This window comes from Cellulomonas sp. P5_E12 (genome assembly GCF_054049315.1).
In genome coordinates this window covers 141,221-164,161 of sequence record NZ_JBFUMP010000001.1, presented here as the reverse complement: position 1 = coordinate 164,161, position 22,941 = coordinate 141,221, and the positions used below count along the sequence as shown (strand labels likewise).

The following is a 22,941-nucleotide window of genomic DNA, read 5'->3' as shown; positions in this document are numbered from 1 at the left end:
CGTCACCGCCGGCCCCGCCCGTCGTCGTTCTCGTCGCCCATGTCGCGAGGCTGGTCGAACGACTCGTACAGCCCGCCGGACGCGATGGAGTCCGAGCCGGCGCTGGCGATGTGGTCCGGGGCGGGCCCAGGCCTGTACATCGTCGTGCGGTCGCGCGTCTCCTTGACGCGGCGCAGCGCGAGCTTCTTCTGGCGCGGGTCGAACGCGTCGCGCAGACCGTCGCCGATGAAGTTGATCGTGAGGCAGATGACGACGATGAAGACGCCGGGCCACCAGAACAGCCACGGCCGGGTGGCGAACGCGGCCTGGTTCGCGCTGATGAGCGAGCCCAGCGAGACGTCCGGCGACTTCACGCCGAGGCCGACGTAGCTCAGCGCGGTCTCCGTGAGGATCGCCGCCGACATCAGCAGCGTGGTGTTCACCGTGATGACGCCGACCGCGTTCGGCAGGATGTGCTTGAAGATGATCCGCTGGTTCGACGCCCCGGCCAGGCGGGCGGCGTCGACGAACTCGCGCTCGCGCAGGGTCAGGAAGTCGCCACGGACCAGGCGCGCCATGCCGGTCCACGACACGAGGCCGAGGAACGCCGCCAGGGCCACGACGCTCTTCGCCGAGTTGGCCACCACGGCGGCCGCAATGAGCGCCGGGATGATGATGATCATGTCGGTGAACCGCATGAGCACGGCCTCGGTCTTGCCGCGGAAGAAGCCCGCGCTCGAGCCGATGAGCACGCCGACGAGGGCGGCGATGAAGCCGACCATCAGCATGATGAACATCGAGATCTGGGTCCCGCGCATGGTCATCGCGAACAGGTCACGACCGACGCGGTCCTGGCCGAACGGGTGGTCACCGAGCGAGAACGGCAGCAGCTGGAGCGTCGGGTGCCCGCCGTTCTGGAGCGGCGGGGTGTCCGCGTAGCTCCACATCCACCAGCCCGGGATCGGTCCGAGCCCGATCGCCGAGACGGCCAGGATGAGCACGAAGGCGAGCACCACGATGCTGACGACGGCACCGGTGTGCCCGAAGAACCGCTTGGTGACGATGCGGCCCTGGCTCAGGCCGCGGACGTCCTCCGGGTTCTCCGGGGTCGTCGGGTTCGGCGGGACGTCCGCCGTGTTCTCCAGGATGGCGGTCATGCCTTCACCCTCACTCGCGGGTCGAGGGCCGAGTACGTGAGGTCGGCCAGCAGGTTGAACACCACCGCGGTGATGCCGGTCACGAGGAACACGCCCATGACCGGATTGGGGTCGACGTTGTGCAGGCCGGTCAGGAACATCTGACCCATCCCCTTGATCGAGAAGACGTTCTCGGTGATGACGGCGCCGCCAATGAGGCCGCCGATGTCGATGGCGACGATGGTCGCGAGCGGGATCATCGCGTTGCGGAACGCGTGCCGCGTGACGACGACGCGCTCGGAGAGCCCCTTCGCGCGTGCGGTGCGGACGTAGTCCTGGCCCATGACCTCGAGCATCGACGCACGCGAGTAGCGCGTGTACGACGCCAGCGAGATGAGGATCAGCGCGATCGTCGGCAGGATCAGGTGCGTGTACTTGTCGATCCCGGTGATCCAGAAGTCGCCGTTGAGGTTCGGCGTCTCGGCCCCGATCGTCGCGATGGGGCGGTTGCGGATGCGCGGGTTGGCCATGTACGCGGGCCACGACTGCATGTAGCGGTCGAGCAGGATGAGGAACGCGACCGCGAAGCTGGTGAGCGAGGCCGCCTTCATCGACTGGCCACGGTCGTAGCCGCCCATGAGGTACCCGACGAGCAGACCCACCCCGATGGCCAGCAGACCGAGGCCGATGATCATCCACAGGTTCGCGTTGTCGAGCAGCGGCTGGAGCGCGAAGTACGCGACGAGGCCGATGCCGACCGTGATGAAGCAGGAGTAGAGCGCCTTGCGGTTCTGCAGCCCGGCGAACAGCACGGTGAACCCGTAAGAGGCCGCGATGCCTGTGACCGTGATGACCACGAGGCCGAGCGACGGCGTGGTGAACCAGCGGGTGACCGACAGGTAGTAGAGGACCGCGGCGGTGACGAGCGTGGCGGCGCCGAAGGTGATCAGGCGTCGCCTCAGGTTGCCCGCGATGATCACGGTCCAGATCAGACCGACGATCAGCGAGATCACGATCACGGTGCCGTTCGCGATGTACGGGTCCCGCAGGAAGTCGTTGAAGCCGATGGCCCCGAACTCCTTGAGCAGCACCGCGACCCAGAAGACCGGCAGCGAGAAGAAGAGGAACGTGATGAACGTGACCGAGTAGTCGAGGGTGCTGTACTGCCGCAGCGCAGTGATGACACCGATGGTCACGCCGAAGAGGATCGCGAGGAGCGCGGCTGTGGTGACCAGCTGGAGCGTCGAGGGGATCGCGGTCGACAGCGCCGCCGTCACCGGCTGGTTCTGCAGCGTGACCCCGAGGTCGCACTGCCCGCCGAACGGGATCACGCACTTGATCGCGCCGCTGAGCCAGATGAAGTAGCGGAGCGCCGGCGGCACGTCGAGGTGGAGCAGCTCCGTGCGCTGCTGCATCTGGGCGCCCTTGCTCGGCGAGTTGCTGGACCGGATCTCAGCCAGCGGGTCGCCCGAGTAGGCGATGAGCAGATAGACGATGAACGACGCGCCCAGCAGGATCAGCAGGGACGCGAGCAACCGTCGAAGGATGTAGGTGGTCATCGTTTCTCAGGTGTCGGTGTCGGGGCGGCACGCCGAACCGCGTGCCGGGAATGGTCAAGCGTAATTCAGACGCCGCCCCAGCACTGCACGGACCTCGTCGTCCCTGCTGCGTCGTGCCATGGGCGGACCCGAAGGTGCCGGGCCCCCGCGAAGCGGGCGACCCGGCACCTTCGGTCGTTCAGGCGACTGTCACACAGTCGTCGGGTGGTGCGCTAGTTCGGCCAGGATCAGCCGTCGTTGACGCTCCAGTTCCAGACGTTCCACCAGACACCGTTCTGGTTGGGGTTGTACGCGTCGATGCCCTGAACCCGGTCGGCGACCGCGTCCACGCCCACGCTCTGGAAGAACGGCAGGCCGTAGTCGGCAGCGAAGATCTTCTCGTCGATCTGCACCTGCAGGTCGGTCTGCTTGGCCTTGTCGGTCGTGACGATGAGCTCCTGCATGAGCTCGTCGGCGGCCGGGTCGGTGAAGCCGTTGAAGTTCGAGTCGGCACCCGACCCGAAGATCTGCGGCACGCCGGAGACGCCGACGCCCGAGTTGATCCAGCCGAAGATGGACGCGTCGTACGAGCCGTCGCCGAGGCGCGAGCCCCACTTGGCGTCGCCCTGGTCGTCGATGATGAAGCCGGCCTGCGAGGCCGACTGCTGGATCAGCGTGAACGCGTCAACACGGTTCGGGTTGTTGACGTTGTAGAGGATGCGGACGGTCGGCGTCTGGCCGCCGAGGAGCGCCTTGGCACCCTCGATGTCCACGTCGGCGAACTTGTCAGAGCCGTTGCTCTTGACCGAGTCGGCGTAGCCGTCCTGCGCGGGCACGAACAGCTGCGAGTCGAGAACCTTGGCCTCGGGGTCCAGCGGCGTGATGATCGCGTCGAGGATCGCCTGGCGCGGGATCGTCTTGAGGAACGCCTCACGGACCTTCTGGTCGGCGAAGACGCCGGAGAAGTTCAGGTCGATGTGGTCGTACGCGAGCTGGTTGCCCTTGTGGACCTGGACACCGTCGAGACCCTCGAGCGAGGCGAGCGTGTCGGCGTTGGCCTGCGGCGAGATGATGTCGACCTCACCGTTCTGCAGCGCCTGGACCATGGCGGACGGGTCCGCGATGGTGCGCATGGTGATCTCGTCGAGCTTCGGCTTCAGGCCACCGGTGTACTTGTCGTTGGCCTTCATCGTGACCGACTGACCCTCGACGACGTCCGTGACGATGTACGGGCCGCTGGACAGGTACAGCTCCGGGTCGCTGGGCAGCGTCCGGGAGTCGAAGCCCGTGTTGTAGAAGTCGGCGGCGGCCTTGAGCTGCGGGTCGGTCGCGGCCGGGGCGTCGGGGTTGCCGCGCGGCTTGTCCTTCATCACGGCGGTCAGCGCGTCGGCGTCCGCGAGGCCGGCACCCTTCGCGACGACGTGGGCCGGGCGGTCCAGACCGAACGAGGTCTCCCAGTCGGCGAACGGCTTGGAGTACGTCAGCGTGATGCTGCGGTTGTCGTCACCGATCTCGGGGAACTCGGTGAGGGCCAGGCCGTCGGTCGAGCCGGCGTAGCTGAAGTAGTTGGTTCCCGTCGTCGGGTTGCCCTCGTCGTCGGGGGCGCCACCGTCGTCGTAGAAGCCGGAGTACACGGCCCACGCGAGGACCAGGTCGTTCGCGTCGATCGGCTCGCCGTCGGACCACTTCTGGCCCTCGTTGACCGTGTACTTGACCGTCAGCGGGTCGTCGCTGACCTTCTCGATCGTGCCGAACGACTCGTCGCGCTTGACCTTCAGGTCGCCGTCGATGTAGTAGAAGTTCGAGTTCGTCGCGAGCGCGATCTTCGAGTTGATGTCCGTGTTGCCGTTGGCAGTCGACGAGTTGAACGAGAAGAACTCGTTCGTCTCCGCGACGACGACGTTGCCACCCGTGGCCGCGGCAGCCGACTCCGACGAGGACGCAGTGTCCGTCGGGGCGTTGTTGGAGCACGCGGTGAGCACCAGGGCGCCGGCTGCGAGAGCCGCGGCCGCGGCGCTGATTCGCCTGATCTTCAATGTTCCTCCTGGGAAGGGGTGGACGCTGATCCGCGCGCCTCGTCCCCCCAGCGTGCTGCAGGGACAGAGGCGGGTGCAGTGTGAGCACGTCCGCCGTGAGTTGCAGACAAGGTAGGCCACGGTTGCTCGGACATATCGGGCACGTATGGGCCTGACGCCGGATCGTTACCTGATTGATACTGGCGAGTACCGTCCAGCATGCGAGATGGCGACCAGCGGAAACATCACCGTAATGTGTCCGTTCCCGAGGCCGCGGGGGTGTCTTGACTCAAAAGCAGCCCCATCCGGCGCGTTGATCTGCTATGGCAGTCCCGAGCGTCTGCTATGGAGTCGCCCGCCGCGAGACGCCGGTCACAGCCCGAGCGTCGGGGACACTCGTCCGATGGATCTCACCACCACCGTGCGCCGCCTGGGGCGCACCCGATGGTTCGCACGGCTCGGTCGGGCCACCACCGGGATCGACCGGCGGCTGCAGAAGGCCACCGACGGCCGCTGGAGCACCCTCGGCCGGGCGCGGCTCCCCCAGCTGATCCTCACGACCACGGGTCGCAAGTCGGGCCAGCCGCGCGAGGCCGTCCTGCTCTACGCGGTCGACGGCGACGGCTGGGTGCTCATCGGCTCGAACTGGGGCCAGGAGCACCACCCCGCGTGGTCGGGCAACCTCCTGGCCGAGCCTCGCGCGTCGGTCAACGTCGGCGGCGTCACCACCGAGGTCGTCGCGTCGCTGGCCGACGACGACGAGCGCGCCCGGCTGCTGCCCGCCCTGCTCGGGGTCTGGCCGGGGTACGACGACTACGCCGCGCGCGCGGGCCGCGAGCTCCGGGTGTTCCGCCTGGCTCCGGCCTGATGGAGATCCTCCACCTGACCGAGCGCGCCCACTGGGACGATGCGGTCCGCACCGGGAGCTACCGCTGGTCCACGCGCGGCCGGACGCTCGAGCAGGTCGGGTTCGTGCACGCCTCGACGCGCGAGCAGCTGCCGGGTGTGGCGGCGTTCCTCTACACCGGAGCGACGGAGCAGCTGTGCGTGCTCGTCATGGAGACGGACACCATCGCGGCCGCCGGCACGCGCGTCGCCTTCGAGGACGGCGGGAAGGGCGAGCTGTACCCGCACATCTACGGCCCGATCGACCCCGCCTGGGTGTCGGACGTGCGACCCGCGCGCATGGCCGGCGCCGACCTCTCCTGGTGACGGGCCGCGGATAACCGTTGCCACCAGGTCCCCGTCGAGCGGATGCTCGAGGCATCGCCGCTCCGCCGGTCCGTCACCCGGACGCCCGTGCGGCTCATTGTTACCGGCTGGTAACCAGGGGGTGGGCCGCACACGGCCCCGTTCGTCGAAACATCGCAAGGAGTTCCATCGTGAAGCGTGCCGCCCTGTTCCTCGTCGCTGCTGCCCTGACCACCACCCTCGCCGCCTGCTCCAGCGGCAACGACACGAGCGGCGACTCGACCGCCTCGTCGTCGTCCACCGCGTCCTCCACCGCGAAGCCGACCGCCGACGCCGGCAGCACCGCGGCGCCGGCCGAGGCGAACATCGCGCTCGCCTGCGGCCGCTACTACAACGGCGGCGAGAGCTCGCTCAAGGTGCGGATCGCGGCCGTCGCGCCGGCCATGGACGCGCAGGACGCGGGCACGCCGCTCGACGAGGACACGACCACGGAGCTGGGCGCGATCGACTCGTCCCTCGTCCTGGCCGTCAAGGTCGCGCCCGCGCCCCTGGCCGAGGCGTACACGGCAATCCAGGACCGCATCCAGGGCGCCCTGGCGGCCGCCGAGTCCGGGGGCACCAACGCCGCCACGCTCGACCTGCCGGCGCAGGACGCGACGATCAGCACGGAGTGCGCCGCGGGCGGCTTCCCGGTCAGCTGACACCTCCCGGCGGGTCGCGACGAAAGGTCGTGACCCGCCGGCGGTCGGTTTGGCAGGATCCGGCCATGACCGAGACCCTGCTGCTGCGCGCACTCTCCGTCTCCGACGAGCAGGACGCGCGGGCCGCGCACCGCGAGCTCGCCGACTCGGGGTTCGAGTTCGTCCTGGGGCTCGACGAGGCCCCGAGCTGGCCGGCCCTGCTCGAGTCCCTCGAGCGCGAACGCACCGGGCGCGACCTGCCGCCGGGGCGGGTGCCGGCAACGTTCCTCGTCGCGGTCGTCGGCGACCGGATCGTCGGACGCCTCTCCGTCCGGCACCGGCTCAACGCGTACCTCGCCGAGGTCGGCGGTCACATCGGCTACGCCGTCCGGCCCGCTGCCCGCCGCCGCGGCTACGCCACCGAGATCCTGCGGGCGGGGCTGCGGGTCGCGGGCGACCAGGGCGTCGCGTGCGCGCTCGTCACCTGCGACGACGACAACGTCGGGTCGGCCACGGTGATCGAGCGGTGCGGCGGCGTGCTGCGCGACACGGTCGACGTCGACGGATCGCGCAAGCGCCGCTACGACGTCCCGACTGCGCCGGCCTGATGTCCGCATGGCCCTGAGTGCCGCACCCGGAGGCGAGCCCTACCGAGAGGACTCGAGTCCGGCAGCCTGCGCCGGGGCCTTCCGCGAGCGCTGACGGTACGCCCGGGCCTTCATGACGTCGCCGCACTCGTTCATCGAGCACCAGCGGCCGGACCGGTTGCGCGAACCGTCGTAGTAGATCCACTGGCAGTCGGGGTTCGCGCACGCCTTGAGCCGCGGCCACTCCCCCGCCGCGTGCGCCCGATGGACCTCGGCGAGCAGGTCGGCGACGAGCGCGTCGTCCCCTGCCGGTGCGAGGGCCGCCGCGCCGCCGTCAAAGGTCACGACCAGGGGGTGGGTGGCCGCGATCGCCTCGAGCCCGACCGGGTCGCCCGTCACGAGGTAGGCGCGCAGGGCATCGCGGAACGCCCGGAGCGGTCGGGGGCCGTGGGCCTCGAGACGGTCGACCCCGTGGAAGYGGTCGTCGGTGTTCAGCAGGGCACGGACGCGCTCCAGCGGCCCGGGGGCGACGCCGGGCTCGGCGCCCAGCGAGACCCACTCGAGGAGCGGGTCGGGGCGGGTGATCTCGCTGACGGTGTCCTCCATCGCTCTTGACGTCGGGTGCGGGTCGCCAGAATAGTCGTCACCACTGTAACTGTTTTACTGGTGATGCACACGCAAGGAGACCCCGATGACCGCCGCGACGACCGAGAAGCTCGGCTGCGACACCTCCGACATGCTGACCATCCACGCGCTGTTCCGGCGCGCGTTCACCGACGCACCCGGGCTCGTGCGCGGGGTCGAGGACGGCGACCTCGCCCGCCTGGCTCCCGTCGCCGGCCACGTGCGGGAGGTCGCGGGCGCACTGCACCACCACCACGAGGGCGAGGACCTGCTGCTGTGGGACACGCTCGAGCAGCGCGCCCCCGCCTGCGCCCTGCACGTCGGGCTCATGCGCGCCCAGCACGCCGCCACCGCGAACCAGCTCGAGCGGCTGGACGAGCTGATGACCGAGTGGGAGGTGGACGCCGGCGCCGACGAGCGCGACGCGGTGGCCGCGCACCTCGACGAGGTCCGGGACACGCTGCTGGCACACCTCGGAGCGGAGGAGACGCAGATCCTGCCGACGGCGTCGACCGTCATGTCCCAGCGCGAGTGGAGCCTGCTGCACGAGCACGGCATGGCGTCGATCCCGAAGGACCGGCTGTTCCTGCAGCTCGGCTGGGTCCTCGACGTCGTCCCCGCAGACGAACGGGCAGGTTGGCTGCGTGCCAACCTGCCCGCTCCTGCCCGGATGCTGTGGCGGCTCGTCGGCAAGCGACAGTTCGCCGCGCACCGGGCGCGCGTCTACGGACCCGGGTCCCCGGCCCTCAGCTGATCTTGCGCCGGTAGACGCGCATCGCGAAGACGTAGGCGACGACGAGGATGCCCACGCACCAGGCGAGGGCGACCCAGATGTCGCTGCCGACCGGCTGCCCGGAGAACAGGTTCTGGATCGTGTCGACGATCGACGTCACCGGCTGGTTCTCCGCGAAGGCCCGCACGGGAGCGGGCATCGTCTCGGTCGGCACGAAGGCCGAGCTGATGAACGGCAGGAAGATCAGCGGGTAGGAGAACCCCGCGGCGCCGTCGACCGACTTCGCCGACAGGCCGGCGATGACCGCGACCCACGTGAGCGCCAGCGTGAACAGCGCCAGGATCCCCGCCACCGCGAGCCAGGCCAGCACGTCGGCCGAGGTGCGGAACCCCATGAGGAGGCCGACGAGCACGATGATCACGACCGTGATGGCGTTGGACGCCAGCGAGGTCAGCACGTGGGCCCACAGCACCGACGGTCGGGAGATCGGCATGGAGTGGAACCGCTCGAAGATGCCGCTCTGCAGGTCCGTGAACAGCCGGACCGCGGTGTAGGCGATGCCCGACGCGATCGCGATGAGCAGGATGCCCGGCAGCAGGTAGTCGACGTAGTTCTCGCTGCCCGTGTCGATCGCCCCGCCGAAGACGTAGACGAACAGCACCATGATGGCGATCGGCGTGACCGCGGTCGTGATGATCGTGTCCACGCTGCGGGTGATGTGGCGCATGGAGCGGCCGGTCAGGTCGACCGTGTCGCTGAAGAAGTGCGTGGTGCTCATGACAGGTCCTCACTGAGCTCGGTGGTGGCGTCTTTCCCGACGAGGACGAGGAAGATCTCCTCGAGGGTCGGCTGCTTCTCGACGTACTCGACCGTCGCCGGCGGCAGGAGCTTCTTGAGCTCGGCGAGGGTGCCGTTCGCGATGATCCGGCCCTGGTGCAGGATCGCGATCCGGTCCGCCAGCTGCTCCGCCTCGTCGAGGTACTGCGTGGTGAGCAGGACGGTCGTCCCCTGTGTGGCGAGCTCCTTGATGACCTGCCACACCTCGAGGCGCGCCTCCGGGTCGAGTCCCGTGGTGGGCTCGTCGAGGAAGAGCACCTTCGGCCGGCCGATCAGGCTCATCGCGATGTCGAGGCGGCGGCGCATCCCTCCGGAGTACGTCGCCACCTTGCGCGCACCGGCCTCGGTGAGGTTGAAGCGCGCGAGGAGGTCGTCCGCGATCTGGCCGGTGCCCTTGAGGTGCCGCAGCTTGGCGACGAGCACCAGGTTCTCCCGGCCGGAGAGGATCTCGTCGACCGCGGCGAACTGCCCGGTCAGGCTGATGGACTCCCGGACCTGCAGCGGTTCGCCTGTGACGTCGAACCCGTTGACGGTGGCCGTGCCGGCGTCCGGCTTCAGCAGCGTGGACAGGATCCTGATGATCGTGGTCTTGCCGGCTCCGTTCGAGCCGAGCAGGGCGAAGATGCTGCCCGGTGCCACGTCGAAGTCCACGCCGCGCAGGACGTGCAGCTCGTTGTAGGACTTCTCGATGTTCCGCAGACGGATCGCCGGTCCGCGATCCTCGATGCCCGTCATGTCTCTCGTTCCCCTCTGCTCGTGTGCTGGACTCATCGGGCGTGCTGGACGGTGATGTCGCCGGACGCGGTGCGCGCACGCACGGCGACCGTGCGCTCGGACTCGTCCGGAGCGACGTCGCCCGCGAGCTGGTTGCGGACGTGGCCGATCTTCGACGACAGGTCGAGCCAGGCCGCGATTCCGGGCCGCACGCCGATGGTGACCTGGCCGTAGCCGCTCTCGACCTGGATGGACCCGCTCGAGACCTCGCGCAGGTCGATCGCCCCGTACGCCGTCTTCGCGGTGACGGAGGCGAGCGCCTGGGTGATCTCGAGGTCTCCGTAGGAGAGCTTCGCGTCGAGGTCACCGCCGGACTGCCCGACGGTGACGGTGCCGTGCGACGCCTTGAGGATCGCGTCGCCGGTCACCGTGCCGAGCCGGATCTGTCCGTGGTCGGCGGTGATCTCGGCCCCGCCCTGGACGGTGCGCACGGTCGCGTTGCCGTGCCCGGCGCGCAGCCACAGGTCGCCGGTGGTGTCGACGTCCGCGCCACCGGACGACGCCTTGATGCGCGTGGCGCCGAGGCGCCCGACGGTGCGCACGTTCCCGACCGAGATCTCGGCCGTGAGCCGCGACCCCGCGGGCAGCTCGACCACGACGTCGACAGTGTCGAACGGTCCCGGGCCGATCCAGCTGAGGCGGGGCTTCGGGCCCGTGATCGTGAGCCGCTGGCCGTCGAAGTCGACCTTGGTGTCCTCCGCGCCGCGGCGGTCGACGGCCTTGGCCGGGTTGGTGGGCGTCACGGTCACGACGGTGTCGGTGCGGTCGCCGGCGACGACGTCGATCGCGCCGACCTGGAGGTGGATGGCGAGGTCGATCGGAGTGGGGGTGCTGTAGGTGGGCATGCTCACGACTCCCTGCTTCTGGGTGTGTTCGTCCGGCCCCGCGGGTCCGCGTGGCTGGTGGAGGTAGGTGGGGCTGGGGCTAGCGCGCCCAGCCGGCGAAGCTGTCGCCGGTCCGCATCGTCTTGGCCGCGGACCGTCGTTGTCTGGGTTGCAGCGCTGCCGCGATCGCGCGGACCAGCCATGCGTTGACGGACAGACCGTCGGCGGCCGCCGCCTCGTCGACCCGCACCTTGAGGGCGTCGGGCAGGCGGAGCGTCGTGCGCGACGTGCTCACGTCGTCGAGGTCGACGGCGGTTGCGGGCGCGTCGTCGGTGTCGTGCTCCGGGTTCGGCTGGGCGACGACGAACTCGATCTCCCGCCCGCGCAGCCGGAGGTCGACCGAACCGGGTGCGAGGTCGCGGGTGATCTCCCCGACCGCGGCGGAGAGGGCGTCGAGCAGCACGAGCCGGGCCGCGGAGTCGAGGCCGGCGACGAGCCGCTCGGCGACCGCGCGAGTGCCCTCGTTGCCGTTCTCTGCGGCCTCCACCAGCTGGCGCTGAAGGTCGGTGACGTACTGTCCAAGTTCCATGGCACCATCTTGACACCACCATGGTGTCACGTCAAGCGATTGTGGTGTCAGCCGTGACACCGCGCCACGAACACCATCTCCCGCCCGGGCCGGTCGGGCGCCTCCCGGACGTCGAGCACCTTGAAGCCGGCCGCCTCGAGCGACCGCTCGACCGTCCTCCGGTCGCGGAACCGCAGGGTCGAGTCCGAGGTCAGCACGGCTCCGTCCGACTCGAACGCGTAGTAGGCGCGGAACGTCACCGTGTCGCCGACGACCTCCGTGACGTCGACCCACGTCTCGACCCGCCCGACCCCCTCGACATCGTTCGCCTCGAAGGTCGCCGCGCGCGTCCACTCCCGCCATGCCTGCCGCTCCGGGATGCGGGTCTCGAACACGAGGTGCCCGCCAGGCGTCAGCGCGGCACGGACCCCGGCGAGGGTCGCCGCCCACTCCTCGTCGGTCACGAACACCTGCGCGACGTTGCCGGTCATCGTCGCGAGGTCGACCTGCAGCGGCGGCAGGGCGGTGGCGTCGCCCTGCAGCCACCGGACCTCGTCGGCGCCCGGTTTGGCCCGCGCCACGTCGAGCGACGCTCGCGCCGGGTCGAGCCCGACCACCTCCAGACCGCGCGCCGCGAGCTGCAGCGCGAGCACGCCGGTCCCGCACCCGACGTCGAGCACGCTGCGGGCGCCGAGCTCGTCGGCGATGGCCACGTACGCGTCGAGGTCGCTGCGGTCGGTGTCGAGCGGGTCGTAGAGCTGCGCGAGGCGGGGAACCTCGAATCCGTCGTCGGCCATGACCGGGACGCTAGGAGGACGGCGGGGCCGTGGGCCACCGGAATTGCTCGTCGCCGTCGCGATGTGGTTCTACCCGCGGTAGACCTTGACCACTGGCCCGCCTCACCGGCACCGACCCACTGGAGGAGACAACATGAGCCCCAGCGCCACGGGCCGCCGCGAGACTCGCAACGGTCACGACAGCGTGGTCGTCGACCGCACCTTCCGCGCTCCGATCGAGTCCGTGTGGGCGGCGGTCACCGAATCGGACCGGCTCGAACGATGGGTCGGCACCTGGAGCGGCGACCCCGCCTCCGGTTCGGTCCTGTTCCGGATGAATGCGCAGGGCGACGACATCTTGCCCGAGACGTTCACCATCGAGACCTGCGACCCGCCCCACAGGATCGCCCTCACCTCCAACGTCGAGGGCGAGCAGACCGTGTGGCACTTCCTCCTCGAGCTCACCGAGGACGCCGGCACCACGACCCTCAGCTTCAGCCAGTCCGTGCCGGACGCGGAGATGGCGGCCGGTGTCGGACCGGGCTGGGAGTACTACCTCGACCGGCTCGTGGCCGCGGAGACCGGCGCCGACGTCGCGGCTCTCGACTTCGGCGCCTACTACCCCGCGCAGGCGGATCACTACCGCGGACTGTTCGGCCGCGTCACGGGTTGAACCCACCAGCTCGCCATCCGTCGCCACGAGGTCGAGGCGACCAGCCGCCGGAGTGATCGCCGGCCGGGCCTGACCCGACCAGGCGATGTCGATCCCGCCGGACTCCCAGACGCGCTTGACAGGGTCCCGGACGCCGACGGCGCGGGTGATGTTGCGCGCGGCGGGTCGGAGTAACGTCGGCCTCGCACCGCGATGTCGATGTCGATGTTCGGGTGGAGGACGGGATGGCCAAGACACTGCCTCCCCCCGGGCCGCTGCCCGCGGGGCAGCACCCCGGTTGCGACACGTCGGGGATGATCCTCGTCCATCGGATCTTCCGCTGGCTGTATCGGGAGCTCCCTGAGCTGGTGCGCGAGGTCGAGCCGGGCGACACCGCACGCTCGGCGGTCGTCGGCCGCTATGCCCACCTCGACTTCTTCGCCCTGCACATGCACCACGAGACCGAGGACATGGTGCTGTGGGACAGGCTGGTCGCGCGCGAACCCGCCTGCACCCTGCACGTCGGTCAGATGCGGGCGCAGCACGCCGAGGTCGCGGTGCGGCTCGCGCGGATCGAGCCGCAGCTGGAGCCCTGGGTGGTCAGTGCCGATCCTCGGCTTCGTGATGCCTTTGCCACCGACATCGAGGGTCTCCGCGACCTCCTGTCGGCGCACCTCGGGCAGGAGGAGGACGACATCCTCCCCGTCGCAGGGGAGGTGATGTCCCAGCAGGAGTGGGACTTCATGGAGGAGCACACCCGCGCCACCCTCATGGCGCACCGCAAGGAGCTCGGGAAGGACGTCCTGTCGCTGCAGGTCGGCCTGCTCATCGCGAGCGTTCCCGAGGCCGAGCGGGAGGACTGGGTCCGCGCCAACGTGCCCGCCGCGATCCGGCTCCTGTATCTCCTCCTCATGAAGCGGAGGTACGACAACGCGATGAAGGAGCTCTACCCCGACCGGCCCGTGCCCTCGATGGTGTGACGCGCCGACATGTGGCGACGCGTCAAGCTCGACGTCCATCTCGATCACCCGCCGTCGCGCGTCTACCCGTACCTCGCCGACCCGGGTCGGTGGCCCGAGTTCGCGCCCGCGGTCGACTCCCGCCGCCCGCTGGACGGCGGTCCGCTGCAGGTGGGGAACCGGTGGGCCGCAGTCGACCGCATCGGGCCGTTCCGGATCCGGTTCACCGACGTGCTCGAGGTCGTCGAGCCCGACCGTCGGGTCGTGTGGCACTCGACGTCCCCGTGGAACTCCCGCGTCGAGTACGTGTGCACGCCCGACGCCGGGGGCACGCGCATCCGCGCCGACTACGACGGCGACGTCGCCGCCTGGCTCCGGCTGGTGGCGCTCCTGCCGACGTTCGTCCTGGCGCGGATCCTGCTGCGCGACTTCACCGGCCTCCGGCGGGTGCTCGAGGCTGCAGACCGGGCTCGCGCCCGGGAGTGACGTTCTCGCGGCCACCGGCGCCAGGCCTCGCCGGTCCGTCGTCCGACGTCGGCAGACGAGGGACCGATCCTGCGAGGAGTGTCCAGCAGCAGCGTCGGCCGGTACTCAGAAGGTCACGCAGGCGAGGTAGTCGAAGCCCTCCTGGGCGGCCTCGAAGGGGTCGAACGTCGGGTCGCCAAACCGGGGGTCGTGCTCGACGACGTAGTACCGCGTGCTGCCACCCGCGGCCTCGAAGATCGACGGGAAGTCGATGATTCCGTCGCCGACGATCTCGATCCGACCGGGGAACGGGCCGGCCGCCATGTCCTTCACGTGGAACAGCTTGATCCGGTTGCCGTACTGCTCGATGACGTCGAGGGGGTTGCCGATGCCGCCGCCGTTGGTAGCCCAGTAGAGGTCGAGCTGGAACACGACGTTCTTCGGGTCGGTGTAGTTCGCGAGGATGTCGAACACGGTCCGGTCGCCGAAGACCTCCTCGAACTCGACGTTGTGGTTGTGCACCATCAACGTCTGTCCGTTCTGCCGGGCCACGGCGCCGATCTCGTTGAGGTACTCGGCGTAAGCGATCCACTGGGCTTCGGTGGTGTAGACCAGCGGGAAGATCGGGGTCGCTCCTGAGCCGAAGAACTTGATCCCCAGCGTCTTGTTGTCCGCAAGGATCTGGTCGATGTCGGCCGGGGCCTCAGGGGTCCCGACGTCGACGTGCCGCGCGGAGGCCTTGAGCCCGTACTTGTCGAGGAGCGCGCGGTACTGATCTGCCGTCAGACCGCTCAGAGTGAACGGCTCGACGTTCCGGTAACCCATCTTGCTGAGGCGGCTGAACACCTCCTCCGTCCTGGCGATGGTGCCGGCGTCGGTGCCGAAGCCGATGTACTCGGCGAACGTCCAGAGCTGGATCGAGATCTTGCTCGTCGGAACTCCTCTGCCGGTGCACTCCGGCGCCGCGGCGGACGCGGCTGACGCGGTGCTGACACCACCGACGGCGAGGAAGAGCGCGACCAGCGTCGCGGCGATGAAGGCGCGCAGCGTGCGGGCCCGAGATCGATAGGTTTCCATCGGTGCCTCCCGAGGCGCCAAGCCCGAAGGTTCGACCGGCTTCCTTGCCCGTCTCATCCTCAAGTTACTGGCAGGCCATCCGGCTGTCGCGCCGGGGCGAGGTCGGACCGGGTCAGCCCGCGCGGCAGGTTGCGGCATGCGACTGCAGTCCCGTCGACGGTGAGCTCGCCCGATCGGTACTCCTGGTCCCGCTCGAGGGTGATCGGCCCCGCCCGAAGCGACGTCTCCGCGGCTGGGCGTTCGGGCCCGAGTGTGGGGTCGACGTGGGAGTGCCGTGGCTGGTCCGGTCACTGAGAGGGCCGCGATGCTCGGTGCACCGACCGAGAGGAGCACCTGATGCCCACCACGATCCCCGCCGGCCCCCTGGCCGACGTCCGCGACATGTACGTCGTCCACCGCGCGTTCCGCCGCGAGTTCGGGCTGCTGCCCGACCTGATCCGCGACGTCATCTCCGGCGACGTCGCGCGCGCCGAGGTCGTCGCCTCCCACCTCGACCTCGTCCTTGCGGGCCTGCACATGCACCACACCGGCGAGGACGTGGTCTTGTGGCCGCTGCTCCTCGAGCGAGCTGCGCCGTCGGCCGACCTGATCGCGACGATGGAGGTGCAGCACCACGCCGTGGACGAGTACGCCGACCAGATCGCTCCCCTCAGCGCAGACTGGCGCACGACGGCGTCGGCCGTCCGCGGCGAGCAGCTCGCGCGGCTCGTCGAGGACTTCCGTGCGGCGCTCCTCGAGCACCTTGACCTGGAGGAACGCGCGATCCTCCCCGTCGCCGCACGCCACGTCACCGCGAAGGAGTGGGACTCCATGGGCGACCACGGCGTCGAGGTGATGACCCGGAGCCAGCTTCCCCTGATGTTCGGGGCGGTCCTCGAGGAGGCGGACGACGACGAGCGGTCGATGATGCTCGGAAAGCTGCCTGGCCCGGTCCGGGTGCTCCTCGCCACCCTCGGCCGGTGGCAGTACCGCCGCTACGTCAGCCGCGTGCGCGGCGGCTGAGCTCGCGCGCCAGCTCGACGACCTCGGGTCCGGTGGTGTCCCGTCCTGCGTCCCAGGCGGGACGGAACCGCACCTCGCCCAGCACCTCGCGCGCACGGGCGAGGTCGCGGTGCGCCAGCGCCTGCGACGCCGGGAAACCGGTGTCCACCGAATGGTCCGCGGACCACGACGCGGCGGCGCCGAACAGCGTCGCCCCCAGCTCGTGGTCCCCCGACCTGACGGCCACGCTCGCGAGCGCCGGAAGCGTGTAGGCGAACGTCCAGCTGATCCGGGCGGTCATGGAGATCTCGGCCGACTCGGCCAGAAGTCGTGCGGTCTCGCCGTGCTCGTCGCGGAGCTGGGTCAGCGTGGCGCGCAGATTGAGCACCGTGGCCAGCGTGAACGGGTTCCCCAGCCTGCGAGCGCGGTGCTCGCAGGCCAGGAGCAGCTGCTCGGACACGTGCAGTGCGCCGGCCAGCAGCGCGACCTGGGCGTCGGCGATCCGGCAGTGCAGGACGGCCCACGTCTCGTCGCTGTCGGCGACCCTCGTGCGCACCACGGCCAGGCGCGCCGACGCTTCGCCGAGGTCACCGGCGAACAATGCTCCCGACCCCGCGAGCGCGGCGGCCTCGGCGAGCAGGCCGGGACGGTCAAGCCGTTGCGCGAGGGCGAGTGCGGCGTCGGCGTCGGCACGCAGGGCCGGGATCCCACCGCCCACGTGGCTCATCCCGGCCGCGGCGACCAGCAGTCGGGCCTTCGCCTCGTCGGTCATGGGCCTGCCGCGGAGCAGGTCCACCAGCGCCAGGCCCTCCTGCCCGACACCGCGCAGCGCCAGGAACGGCCACAGTCTCCAGATCGCCTCGGCCGCGTCGTCCAGGCGCCCGGCGTCGATGGCGTGCAGCAGGCCCACCCGGAGCGTGGGCAGGTCGGCCTCGGCGAGGTCGAGGCCGGCCACCAGTGCTGGTCCTCGGAGATCCGTCTCCAGGTCTCGGCCGAGCGCGAGCACGGAGTCGGCCAGGCGCGCCGTCGCGACCGCGCGATCGGCCTCGGCGAGCCGAAGCGCGGCGTACTGACGAACCGGAGTGAGCAGCCGGAATCGTTCGGTGCCCTGCACGTCGGCGCCGCGGCTGACCAGCGAGTGGTCGAGCAGCACACGCAGGTCACGCAGCACGTCCTGGCCCGCGACCGCCTCGGCCCCCGCCAGCGAGAACGTGCCCGGGAGCACCGCGAGCCTCGCCAGCAGCGCTCGCTCGGGCTCGCCGAGAAGGTCGTAGCTCCAGTCGAGCGTCGCCGCCATCGACCGCTGACGCTCAGGGAGGTCGCGCGGACCGTCGACGAGCACGCTGTCGAGCCGGGCCAGGAGCTCCGCCGGGCGCAGGAGCGCCGTCGCGGCGGCGGCGAGCTCGACCGCGAGCGGGAGGCCGTCGAGCCGTCGGCAGATCTCGGCGACTGCCTCGTCCTCGTCGGCGGTTCGCGTCAACCGCCCGCCTGCCGCCTCGGCGCGCTCGCGGAACAGTTGGACGCACGCCCCGTGGTCGAGCGGGTCGACGCGGAGGGTGCGCTCGGCCCGGATCCGTAGCGGAGCCCGGCTCGTTCCGAGGATCACCAGGCCCGGGCAGTGCGCCGACAGCTCGGCGATCGACGGCGCCGACGCGAGGACCTGTTCGAGGTTGTCGAGCAGCAGCAGCATCCGCCGACCGGCGAGGAAGGGCGCCAGGCCGGCGACGGTCCCTCGGTGCCCGGCCTCGGGAACCCCCAGCGCTGCCGCGATCGCCGGGACGACCACCTGGGGCTCGGTGATGCCGGCCAGCTCGACGAGCGTCACGCCCCCGGGAACGCATGCGACGCCGCTCGGGCCGCCGCGAGCGCGAGCGTGGACTTCCCCACGCCTCCCGGACCTGTCAGCGTCACCACCCGGGTCGCTGCTTCGGCGAGCAGCTCCGTGAGGCTCTCGAGCACGGTGGACCTGCCGACCAGGTCGACCGTCGAGCTCGGCAGAGCCTTCGACGCAGCGGCGTCCGGCTGGGGAGCCGACGACGGACCGACAACGGAACGGGTCCGGCCCGGGACGGTGCCCACGAGGCGAGCCCGCTGGCCCTCGTCCAGAGCCAGCGCGTCCGCGAGCGCGCGGACGGTGTGCGGATAGGGGCGGCGACGCTCGCCGCGCTCCAACGCACCGACGGCCTTCACCGTGATGCCGGCCTTGTCGGCCAGCTCGTCCTGGGTCAGGGACCGCTCGTCACGAAATGCCCGCAGCAGTGTCGCGAAGCTGTCACCCACCGAACGGACGGTAGTCGCCCGCAGGCGTGGACGTGGCTCAACTGTGGTCGTGCTGTGGGTGTCGCGTCCGCAGCCGCCTCTGGAGGCTGGTACGTGCCCACGCCGGCCCGGTCCCGGTCGACGACCACCACCCGAGCTCCACGTCATCGGAGGAACACATGTCCACCACCAGCGCCCAGCCCCGCACCACTGCTCACGCAATCGACCCGGCGGCCCGCACCCGCTACGGCGCGGCGGTGCCGACCCTGCTCGTCGCGGCCTTCAGCCTCTCGGTGATCCACACGGTCTACGCGTGGCTCTCCGGCCTCGAGGATCCGGACTTCACCGTGACCAGTCCGCTCACCTGGGTGTTCTACCTCGTCGCGTTCGGGGTCGCCGCGCTCGCCCGTCTCGACTCCCGCGCCGCCCAGATCACCGTGCTCGGCTATCTGGTCGTGATCCTCGGGGTGTCTGTCTTCTACTACCCGACGACCTTCACGCTCGAGCAGCAGACCACCTTCGGATGGCTGGAGAACGACGTGTACACCGGGCTGCTGCTGACCTCGCTGATCCTCTCCGTGCTGCGGCTGCGTCGCCGAGCCCTCGTGCCGTGAGGCTCGCCCGAGAGCACGCGCATGCCGACGGCGCACGCGCGGCGACGCCCCCTCCCGCGACGAGGCTGGCCCGGGTGGCGACGTTCTTCAGTCTCCGCTCCGACTACACGTTGAAGCGGAACTCCACCACGTCGCCGTCGGCCATGACGTAGTCCTTGCCCTCGATGCGCGCCTTGCCGGCGGCGCGGGCGGCGGCGACGGAACCGGCGGCCACGAGGTCGTCGAACGAGATGACCTCGGCCTTGATGAAGCCCTTCTGGAAGTCCGTGTGGATGACGCCGGCGGCCTGGGGCGCGGTCCAGCCCTGGTGGATCGTCCAGGCGCGCGACTCCTTGGGGCCGGCGGTCAGGTACGACTGCAGGCCGAGGGTGTGGAAGCCGACGCGGGCCAGCTGGTCGAGGCCGGCCTCCTCCTGCCCGTTGTCGGCGAGCATCTCGCGGGCCTCGTCGGGCTCGAGCTCGACCAGCTCGGACTCGAACTTGGCGTCGAGGAAGATCGCGTCGGCGGGTGCCACCAGGGCGCGCAGCTCGTCCTGCATCGCGGTGTCGGCCAGACCGGCGTCGTCGGTGTTGAACACGTAGATGAACGGCTTGCTCGTCATGAGCTGGAGCTCGTCGAGGTGCTCGATCCTCTTGCCGCTCTGCGAGAGCGTCGTGCCGGTCTCGAGGATCGCCTGCGCCTCCTGGGCGGCGGCGAGCAGGCCGGCGTCCGCCTTCTTGGCGCGGACCTCCTTCTCGAGGCGCGGGATCGCCTTCTCGAGGGTCTGGAGGTCGGCGAGGATCAGCTCGGTGGCGATGATCTCGATGTCGTCCTTGGGGTTCACCTCGCCGGAGACGTGCACGACGTCCGGGTCGGCGAACGCGCGGGTGACCTGGCAGATGGCGTCCGCCTCGCGGATGTTGGCGAGGAACTTGTTGCCCAGGCCCTCCCCCTCGCTGGCGCCCTTGACGATGCCCGCGATGTCGACGAACGACACGGTCGCCGGGAGGATTCGCTCGGAGCCGAACAGCTCCGCGAGCACCTCCAGGCGTGGGTCGGGCAGCGGGACGACGCCGACGTTGGGCTCGATCGTCGCGAACGGGTAGTTCGCCGCGAGGACCTGCGCGCGGGTCAGCGCGTTGAAGAGGGTGGACTTGCCGACGTTGGGCAGGCCGACGATGCCGATGGTGAGTGCCACGACGAAGGAGTCTAGGCCGCGCGGCCGCCTCCCCCTTCCGTGGGTGCGGCGCGGGACCTGGTCGCGACTGCAGCGATCCCGACCGCGACCAGCAGCCCGGTAGCTCAAGGCCCGTCGTCGACGGGTCCACGGCACCACCACGTGCACGTTCGGCCGCGGTCGAGTCCGGCGATCAGGCGAACGCGACGATGCGTCGCAGCAGGTCCGGCGCGGTGCGGTCGAGGGTGCGTCCGCCGATGCGGACCCCGACGGTCAGCAGCACCGATCCGAGCACGACGCCGACCAGCAGGGTCACCCAGCCCAGGGGTACGGATCCCCACCCGACGGCCGCGACGGCGAGGACGATCTCGGGCAGGCACAAGGTCATCACGGCCAACCAGCCGCAGAGCTGCGAGACCAGCGCCGACATCGACGCTCCCTGCCGGCTCTGGAACGGGTTCTCGCCGGGCATCTGGACGGGGTAGACGACGAGGGCGGAGACGATGCTCGACCCGCCGAGCGCCGTCAGCAGCACACCGAACGACACCCCGAGCAGGGCGGGGACCAGGGCGCCTTTGTCCGTGACCACGGCCGACGCCACCGCCAGCACCACCACCGCCGGGACGGCGATCGCGCCGGCGGCGAGGACGCGCCCGAGCCGGTCGGTGACCCCGCGCAACGGCGAGGCGACGTGCGTCCAGAACGCCGTGCCGTCGTAGGCGATGTCGGCGGAGATGCCCCAGCCCATGAGGTAGCCGGCGATCGGGACGATGAGCAGGATGAGGCCGCCGCCCGGGTTGACGAAGTAGAACACGACCGCGAGCACGGGCACGATGGCGACGGCTATCGCGTATCTCGGGTCCCGCGCCCAGTACGTGAGGCACCGCGCGGTGACGGCTCCCAGCGGCGTCGCCGGCAGCCGGTCGAACCAGCCGAGACCGCGGCCCCGGGTCGAGACCGCCTGGTGCGGAGGGTTGACCAGCGCGTGGGCCATCGCACGGTCCCAGACGACCGCGACGACGACCAGGGTGCCGACGGCGATCGCGAAGCGGGCGGCGGCGAGTGGCCAGGCGCCGTCAGCGACGTCGCCGGGGACCGCCCACACGGCACCGAGCGGGGTCCAGGACAGCACGTCGGCCACCTGCTCGACCGTGTGCTGCGTGATCGTCGTCCCGGAGAAGAACCGCCCCAGCACGGGGCCGACGAGGATGAAAGGAAGCAGAACCACGGCCGCCATGACCTCGCGGAAGCGCCGACCGCTCAGCACGCCCGAGGCGGCCGACGTCGTCGCTCGCGCACCGACGACGCAGGTGGCCAGCGCGAGCACGGCGCAGACGAGGCCGGCGACCAGGGCGGCCGGCGTCCGCCACCACACCCCCGCCATCGAGAGCACCGACAGGGTCGTCACGACGCCCGGGATGCCGAGCAGGCCCGCGAGCGCCAGACCCGTGAGCAGCGAGCGTCGCGGGATGGCGAAGGTGACGAACCGCGCCGGGTCGATCGTCGCGTCCAGGCCGAAGGCGACGAGGGGCACCACCCACCAGCCGAGCACGAGCACCGACCCGAGCAGGACCGTGACCAGCCCGCGGATGTCGGGCTCCTGGACGCTCAGCACGGCCATCGACCCCACGACGAGGGCCACGGCGAACAGCCCGTAGAGCACGCCGACGACGAGACCCACGATCTGCCAGGCGCTGCGCCGCAGGCCGTTGCGCAGCAACGTCAGCTTCAGGCGGACGAGGTGCGCAACCACGCCAGCCCCTCCCCGGTCACCCGGCCACCGACCAGGTCGACGAAGCGGTCCTCCAGGCTGCCGTCGCCGCGGACCTCGTCGACGGTGCCCGCCGCGAGCACGTGCCCGGCCGCGATGACGGCGACGTGGTCGCACATCCGCTGGACCAGGTCCATGACGTGCGAGGACACGATGACGGTGCCGCCGGAGCGGACGTAGGAGGCGAGGATGTCGCGGATGTTCGCCGCGGAGACCGGGTCCACGGCCTCGAACGGCTCGTCGAGCACCAGCAGGCGCGGCGCGTGCACCAGCGCGCACGCCAGCGCGACCTTCTTGGTCATGCCCGCGGAGTACTCGACGACCAGCTTCGTGGCATCCGCCGTGAGGTCGAGCGCGGCCAGCAGGTCGGTCGCGCGCTCGGCCACCGTCGCGCGGTCGAGGCCCTGGAGCAGGCCCGCGTAGGTGATCAGCTGCTCGCCCGTCAGCCGGTCGAAGAGCCGGACGCCGTCGGGCAGGACGCCGAGCATCGCCTTCACCTCGACGGGCGCCGCCCACAGGTCGTGGCCGTGCACCAGGACCGTCCCGAAGTCGGGCTGCAGCAGGCCGGTCGCCATCGACAAGGTCGTCGTCTTGCCCGCACCGTTGGGGCCGACGAGGCCGTAGAACGAGCCGGTCGGCACGACGAGGTCGATCCCGGAGACAGCGATCTTGTCCCCGAACTTGCGCCAGAGGCCACGCAGCTCCAGGGCGGGTGCGGTCGACATCGGACCACCCTAGGCGGCAG

The 22,941-nt window shown here is 70.5% G+C and carries 25 protein-coding genes; 10 read left to right on the top strand and 15 right to left on the bottom strand.

The features are described 5' to 3' along the window. Nucleotides 1-2: 2 nt before the first annotated feature. The 3 genes from ACXJKA_RS00725 to ACXJKA_RS00715 form a co-directional block, all read right to left on the bottom strand. Nucleotides 3-1,136 carry an ABC transporter permease gene (locus tag ACXJKA_RS00725; RefSeq protein ID WP_456823241.1) on the bottom strand — a complete coding sequence of 378 codons (1,134 nt, stop codon included), beginning with the start codon at nucleotides 1,134-1,136 and terminating at the stop codon, nucleotides 3-5. After that, nucleotides 1,133-2,674, bottom strand: coding sequence for an ABC transporter permease (locus tag ACXJKA_RS00720; protein ID WP_456823240.1), 1,542 nt, complete (start codon nucleotides 2,672-2,674; stop codon nucleotides 1,133-1,135). Before ACXJKA_RS00720 ends, ACXJKA_RS00725 begins: the two co-directional genes overlap by 4 nt. A gap of 227 nt (nucleotides 2,675-2,901) precedes the next feature. Beyond that, the gene (locus tag ACXJKA_RS00715) at nucleotides 2,902-4,689 is read right to left on the bottom strand and encodes an ABC transporter family substrate-binding protein (RefSeq protein ID WP_456823239.1); all 1,788 of its coding nucleotides are present in this window, start codon (nucleotides 4,687-4,689) and stop codon (nucleotides 2,902-2,904) included. 382 nt (nucleotides 4,690-5,071) lie between these two features. Between ACXJKA_RS00715 and ACXJKA_RS00710 the strand changes: the two genes are divergently transcribed. The 4 genes from ACXJKA_RS00710 to ACXJKA_RS00695 all read left to right on the top strand — a co-directional run bounded on the left by ACXJKA_RS00710 (nucleotide 5,072) and on the right by ACXJKA_RS00695 (nucleotide 7,147). Continuing rightward, nucleotides 5,072-5,536: a nitroreductase family deazaflavin-dependent oxidoreductase gene (locus tag ACXJKA_RS00710; RefSeq protein ID WP_456823238.1), complete on the top strand. Its 465-nt coding sequence runs from the start codon at nucleotides 5,072-5,074 to the stop codon at nucleotides 5,534-5,536. Then, nucleotides 5,536-5,880, top strand: a complete 345-nt coding sequence (locus ACXJKA_RS00705; protein WP_456823237.1) for a DUF952 domain-containing protein — start codon at nucleotides 5,536-5,538, stop codon at nucleotides 5,878-5,880. The genes ACXJKA_RS00710 and ACXJKA_RS00705 overlap by 1 nt, the downstream gene beginning before the upstream one ends. Nucleotides 5,881-6,050: 170 nt before the next feature. Continuing rightward, nucleotides 6,051-6,560 carry a hypothetical protein gene (locus ACXJKA_RS00700; protein WP_456823236.1) on the top strand — a complete coding sequence of 170 codons (510 nt, stop codon included), beginning with the start codon at nucleotides 6,051-6,053 and terminating at the stop codon, nucleotides 6,558-6,560. Between the two features lie 65 nt (nucleotides 6,561-6,625). After that, nucleotides 6,626-7,147 carry a GNAT family N-acetyltransferase gene (locus ACXJKA_RS00695; RefSeq protein WP_456823235.1) on the top strand — a complete coding sequence of 174 codons (522 nt, stop codon included), beginning with the start codon at nucleotides 6,626-6,628 and terminating at the stop codon, nucleotides 7,145-7,147. Nucleotides 7,148-7,186: 39 nt separating this feature from the next. Here the strand turns inward: ACXJKA_RS00695 and ACXJKA_RS00690 are convergent, their stop codons facing one another. Continuing rightward, nucleotides 7,187-7,732, bottom strand: a complete 546-nt coding sequence (locus ACXJKA_RS00690; protein ID WP_456823234.1) for a CGNR zinc finger domain-containing protein — start codon at nucleotides 7,730-7,732, stop codon at nucleotides 7,187-7,189. 85 nt (nucleotides 7,733-7,817) lie between these two features. Between ACXJKA_RS00690 and ACXJKA_RS00685 the strand changes: the two genes are divergently transcribed. Next, nucleotides 7,818-8,504 carry a hemerythrin domain-containing protein gene (locus ACXJKA_RS00685; RefSeq protein WP_456823233.1) on the top strand — a complete coding sequence of 229 codons (687 nt, stop codon included), beginning with the start codon at nucleotides 7,818-7,820 and terminating at the stop codon, nucleotides 8,502-8,504. On the opposite strand, the gene ACXJKA_RS00680 is transcribed toward ACXJKA_RS00685, so the two are convergent. The 5 genes from ACXJKA_RS00680 to ACXJKA_RS00660 all read right to left on the bottom strand — a co-directional run bounded on the left by ACXJKA_RS00680 (nucleotide 8,497) and on the right by ACXJKA_RS00660 (nucleotide 12,283). Next, nucleotides 8,497-9,261, bottom strand: coding sequence for an ABC transporter permease (locus tag ACXJKA_RS00680; RefSeq protein ID WP_456823232.1), 765 nt, complete (start codon nucleotides 9,259-9,261; stop codon nucleotides 8,497-8,499). The two genes, ACXJKA_RS00685 and ACXJKA_RS00680, sit on opposite strands and share 8 nt — an antisense overlap. Beyond that, nucleotides 9,258-10,055, bottom strand: a complete 798-nt coding sequence (locus tag ACXJKA_RS00675; protein WP_456823231.1) for an ABC transporter ATP-binding protein — start codon at nucleotides 10,053-10,055, stop codon at nucleotides 9,258-9,260. Before ACXJKA_RS00675 ends, ACXJKA_RS00680 begins: the two co-directional genes overlap by 4 nt. A gap of 32 nt (nucleotides 10,056-10,087) precedes the next feature. Continuing rightward, on the bottom strand, nucleotides 10,088-10,939 hold the full coding sequence (locus ACXJKA_RS00670; RefSeq protein WP_456823371.1) for a DUF4097 family beta strand repeat-containing protein: 852 nt from the start codon (nucleotides 10,937-10,939) through the stop codon (nucleotides 10,088-10,090). 79 nt (nucleotides 10,940-11,018) lie between these two features. Continuing rightward, nucleotides 11,019-11,507, bottom strand: a complete 489-nt coding sequence (locus tag ACXJKA_RS00665) for a histidine kinase (RefSeq protein ID WP_456823230.1) — start codon at nucleotides 11,505-11,507, stop codon at nucleotides 11,019-11,021. Nucleotides 11,508-11,554: 47 nt separating this feature from the next. Then, nucleotides 11,555-12,283 carry a class I SAM-dependent methyltransferase gene (locus tag ACXJKA_RS00660; protein ID WP_456823229.1) on the bottom strand — a complete coding sequence of 243 codons (729 nt, stop codon included), beginning with the start codon at nucleotides 12,281-12,283 and terminating at the stop codon, nucleotides 11,555-11,557. 133 nt (nucleotides 12,284-12,416) lie between these two features. On the opposite strand from ACXJKA_RS00660, the gene ACXJKA_RS00655 reads away from it, so the two are divergent. The 3 genes from ACXJKA_RS00655 to ACXJKA_RS00645 all read left to right on the top strand — a co-directional run bounded on the left by ACXJKA_RS00655 (nucleotide 12,417) and on the right by ACXJKA_RS00645 (nucleotide 14,359). Beyond that, complete coding sequence (locus ACXJKA_RS00655) at nucleotides 12,417-12,935, top strand: SRPBCC family protein (RefSeq protein ID WP_456823228.1); 519 nt, start codon at nucleotides 12,417-12,419, stop codon at nucleotides 12,933-12,935. 224 nt (nucleotides 12,936-13,159) lie between these two features. After that, nucleotides 13,160-13,894, top strand: coding sequence for a hemerythrin domain-containing protein (locus ACXJKA_RS00650; protein WP_456823227.1), 735 nt, complete (start codon nucleotides 13,160-13,162; stop codon nucleotides 13,892-13,894). Between the two features lie 9 nt (nucleotides 13,895-13,903). After that, complete coding sequence (locus ACXJKA_RS00645) at nucleotides 13,904-14,359, top strand: SRPBCC family protein (protein WP_456823226.1); 456 nt, start codon at nucleotides 13,904-13,906, stop codon at nucleotides 14,357-14,359. 105 nt (nucleotides 14,360-14,464) lie between these two features. Here the strand turns inward: ACXJKA_RS00645 and ACXJKA_RS00640 are convergent, their stop codons facing one another. Beyond that, nucleotides 14,465-15,415, bottom strand: coding sequence for a sugar phosphate isomerase/epimerase family protein (locus tag ACXJKA_RS00640; protein ID WP_456823225.1), 951 nt, complete (start codon nucleotides 15,413-15,415; stop codon nucleotides 14,465-14,467). Between the two features lie 336 nt (nucleotides 15,416-15,751). On the opposite strand from ACXJKA_RS00640, the gene ACXJKA_RS00635 reads away from it, so the two are divergent. Then, a complete protein-coding gene (locus ACXJKA_RS00635) occupies nucleotides 15,752-16,417 on the top strand; it encodes a hemerythrin domain-containing protein (RefSeq protein ID WP_456823224.1) in 666 nt (221 codons plus the stop codon). On the opposite strand, the gene ACXJKA_RS00630 is transcribed toward ACXJKA_RS00635, so the two are convergent. Together ACXJKA_RS00630 and ACXJKA_RS00625 are read right to left on the bottom strand one after the other, a co-directional pair. After that, a complete protein-coding gene (locus tag ACXJKA_RS00630; protein ID WP_456823223.1) occupies nucleotides 16,395-18,221 on the bottom strand; it encodes an ATP-binding protein in 1,827 nt (608 codons plus the stop codon). The two genes, ACXJKA_RS00635 and ACXJKA_RS00630, sit on opposite strands and share 23 nt — an antisense overlap. Further along, nucleotides 18,218-18,676 carry a helix-turn-helix domain-containing protein gene (locus ACXJKA_RS00625; protein ID WP_456823222.1) on the bottom strand — a complete coding sequence of 153 codons (459 nt, stop codon included), beginning with the start codon at nucleotides 18,674-18,676 and terminating at the stop codon, nucleotides 18,218-18,220. Before ACXJKA_RS00625 ends, ACXJKA_RS00630 begins: the two co-directional genes overlap by 4 nt. A 158-nt stretch (nucleotides 18,677-18,834) precedes the next feature. On the opposite strand from ACXJKA_RS00625, the gene ACXJKA_RS00620 reads away from it, so the two are divergent. Further along, entirely contained in the window at nucleotides 18,835-19,269 is a 435-nt protein-coding gene (locus ACXJKA_RS00620; protein ID WP_456823221.1) for a hypothetical protein, read from the top strand. A gap of 103 nt (nucleotides 19,270-19,372) precedes the next feature. Here the strand turns inward: ACXJKA_RS00620 and ychF are convergent, their stop codons facing one another. From ychF to ACXJKA_RS00605, 3 genes are all read right to left on the bottom strand, one after another. Beyond that, nucleotides 19,373-20,446, bottom strand: coding sequence for a redox-regulated ATPase YchF (ychF, locus tag ACXJKA_RS00615; protein WP_456823220.1), 1,074 nt, complete (start codon nucleotides 20,444-20,446; stop codon nucleotides 19,373-19,375). 172 nt (nucleotides 20,447-20,618) lie between these two features. Continuing rightward, on the bottom strand, nucleotides 20,619-22,178 hold the full coding sequence (locus ACXJKA_RS00610; RefSeq protein WP_456823219.1) for a hypothetical protein: 1,560 nt from the start codon (nucleotides 22,176-22,178) through the stop codon (nucleotides 20,619-20,621). Further along, a complete protein-coding gene (locus ACXJKA_RS00605) occupies nucleotides 22,154-22,921 on the bottom strand; it encodes an ABC transporter ATP-binding protein (protein ID WP_456823218.1) in 768 nt (255 codons plus the stop codon). Before ACXJKA_RS00605 ends, ACXJKA_RS00610 begins: the two co-directional genes overlap by 25 nt. Nucleotides 22,922-22,941 lie beyond the last annotated feature (20 nt).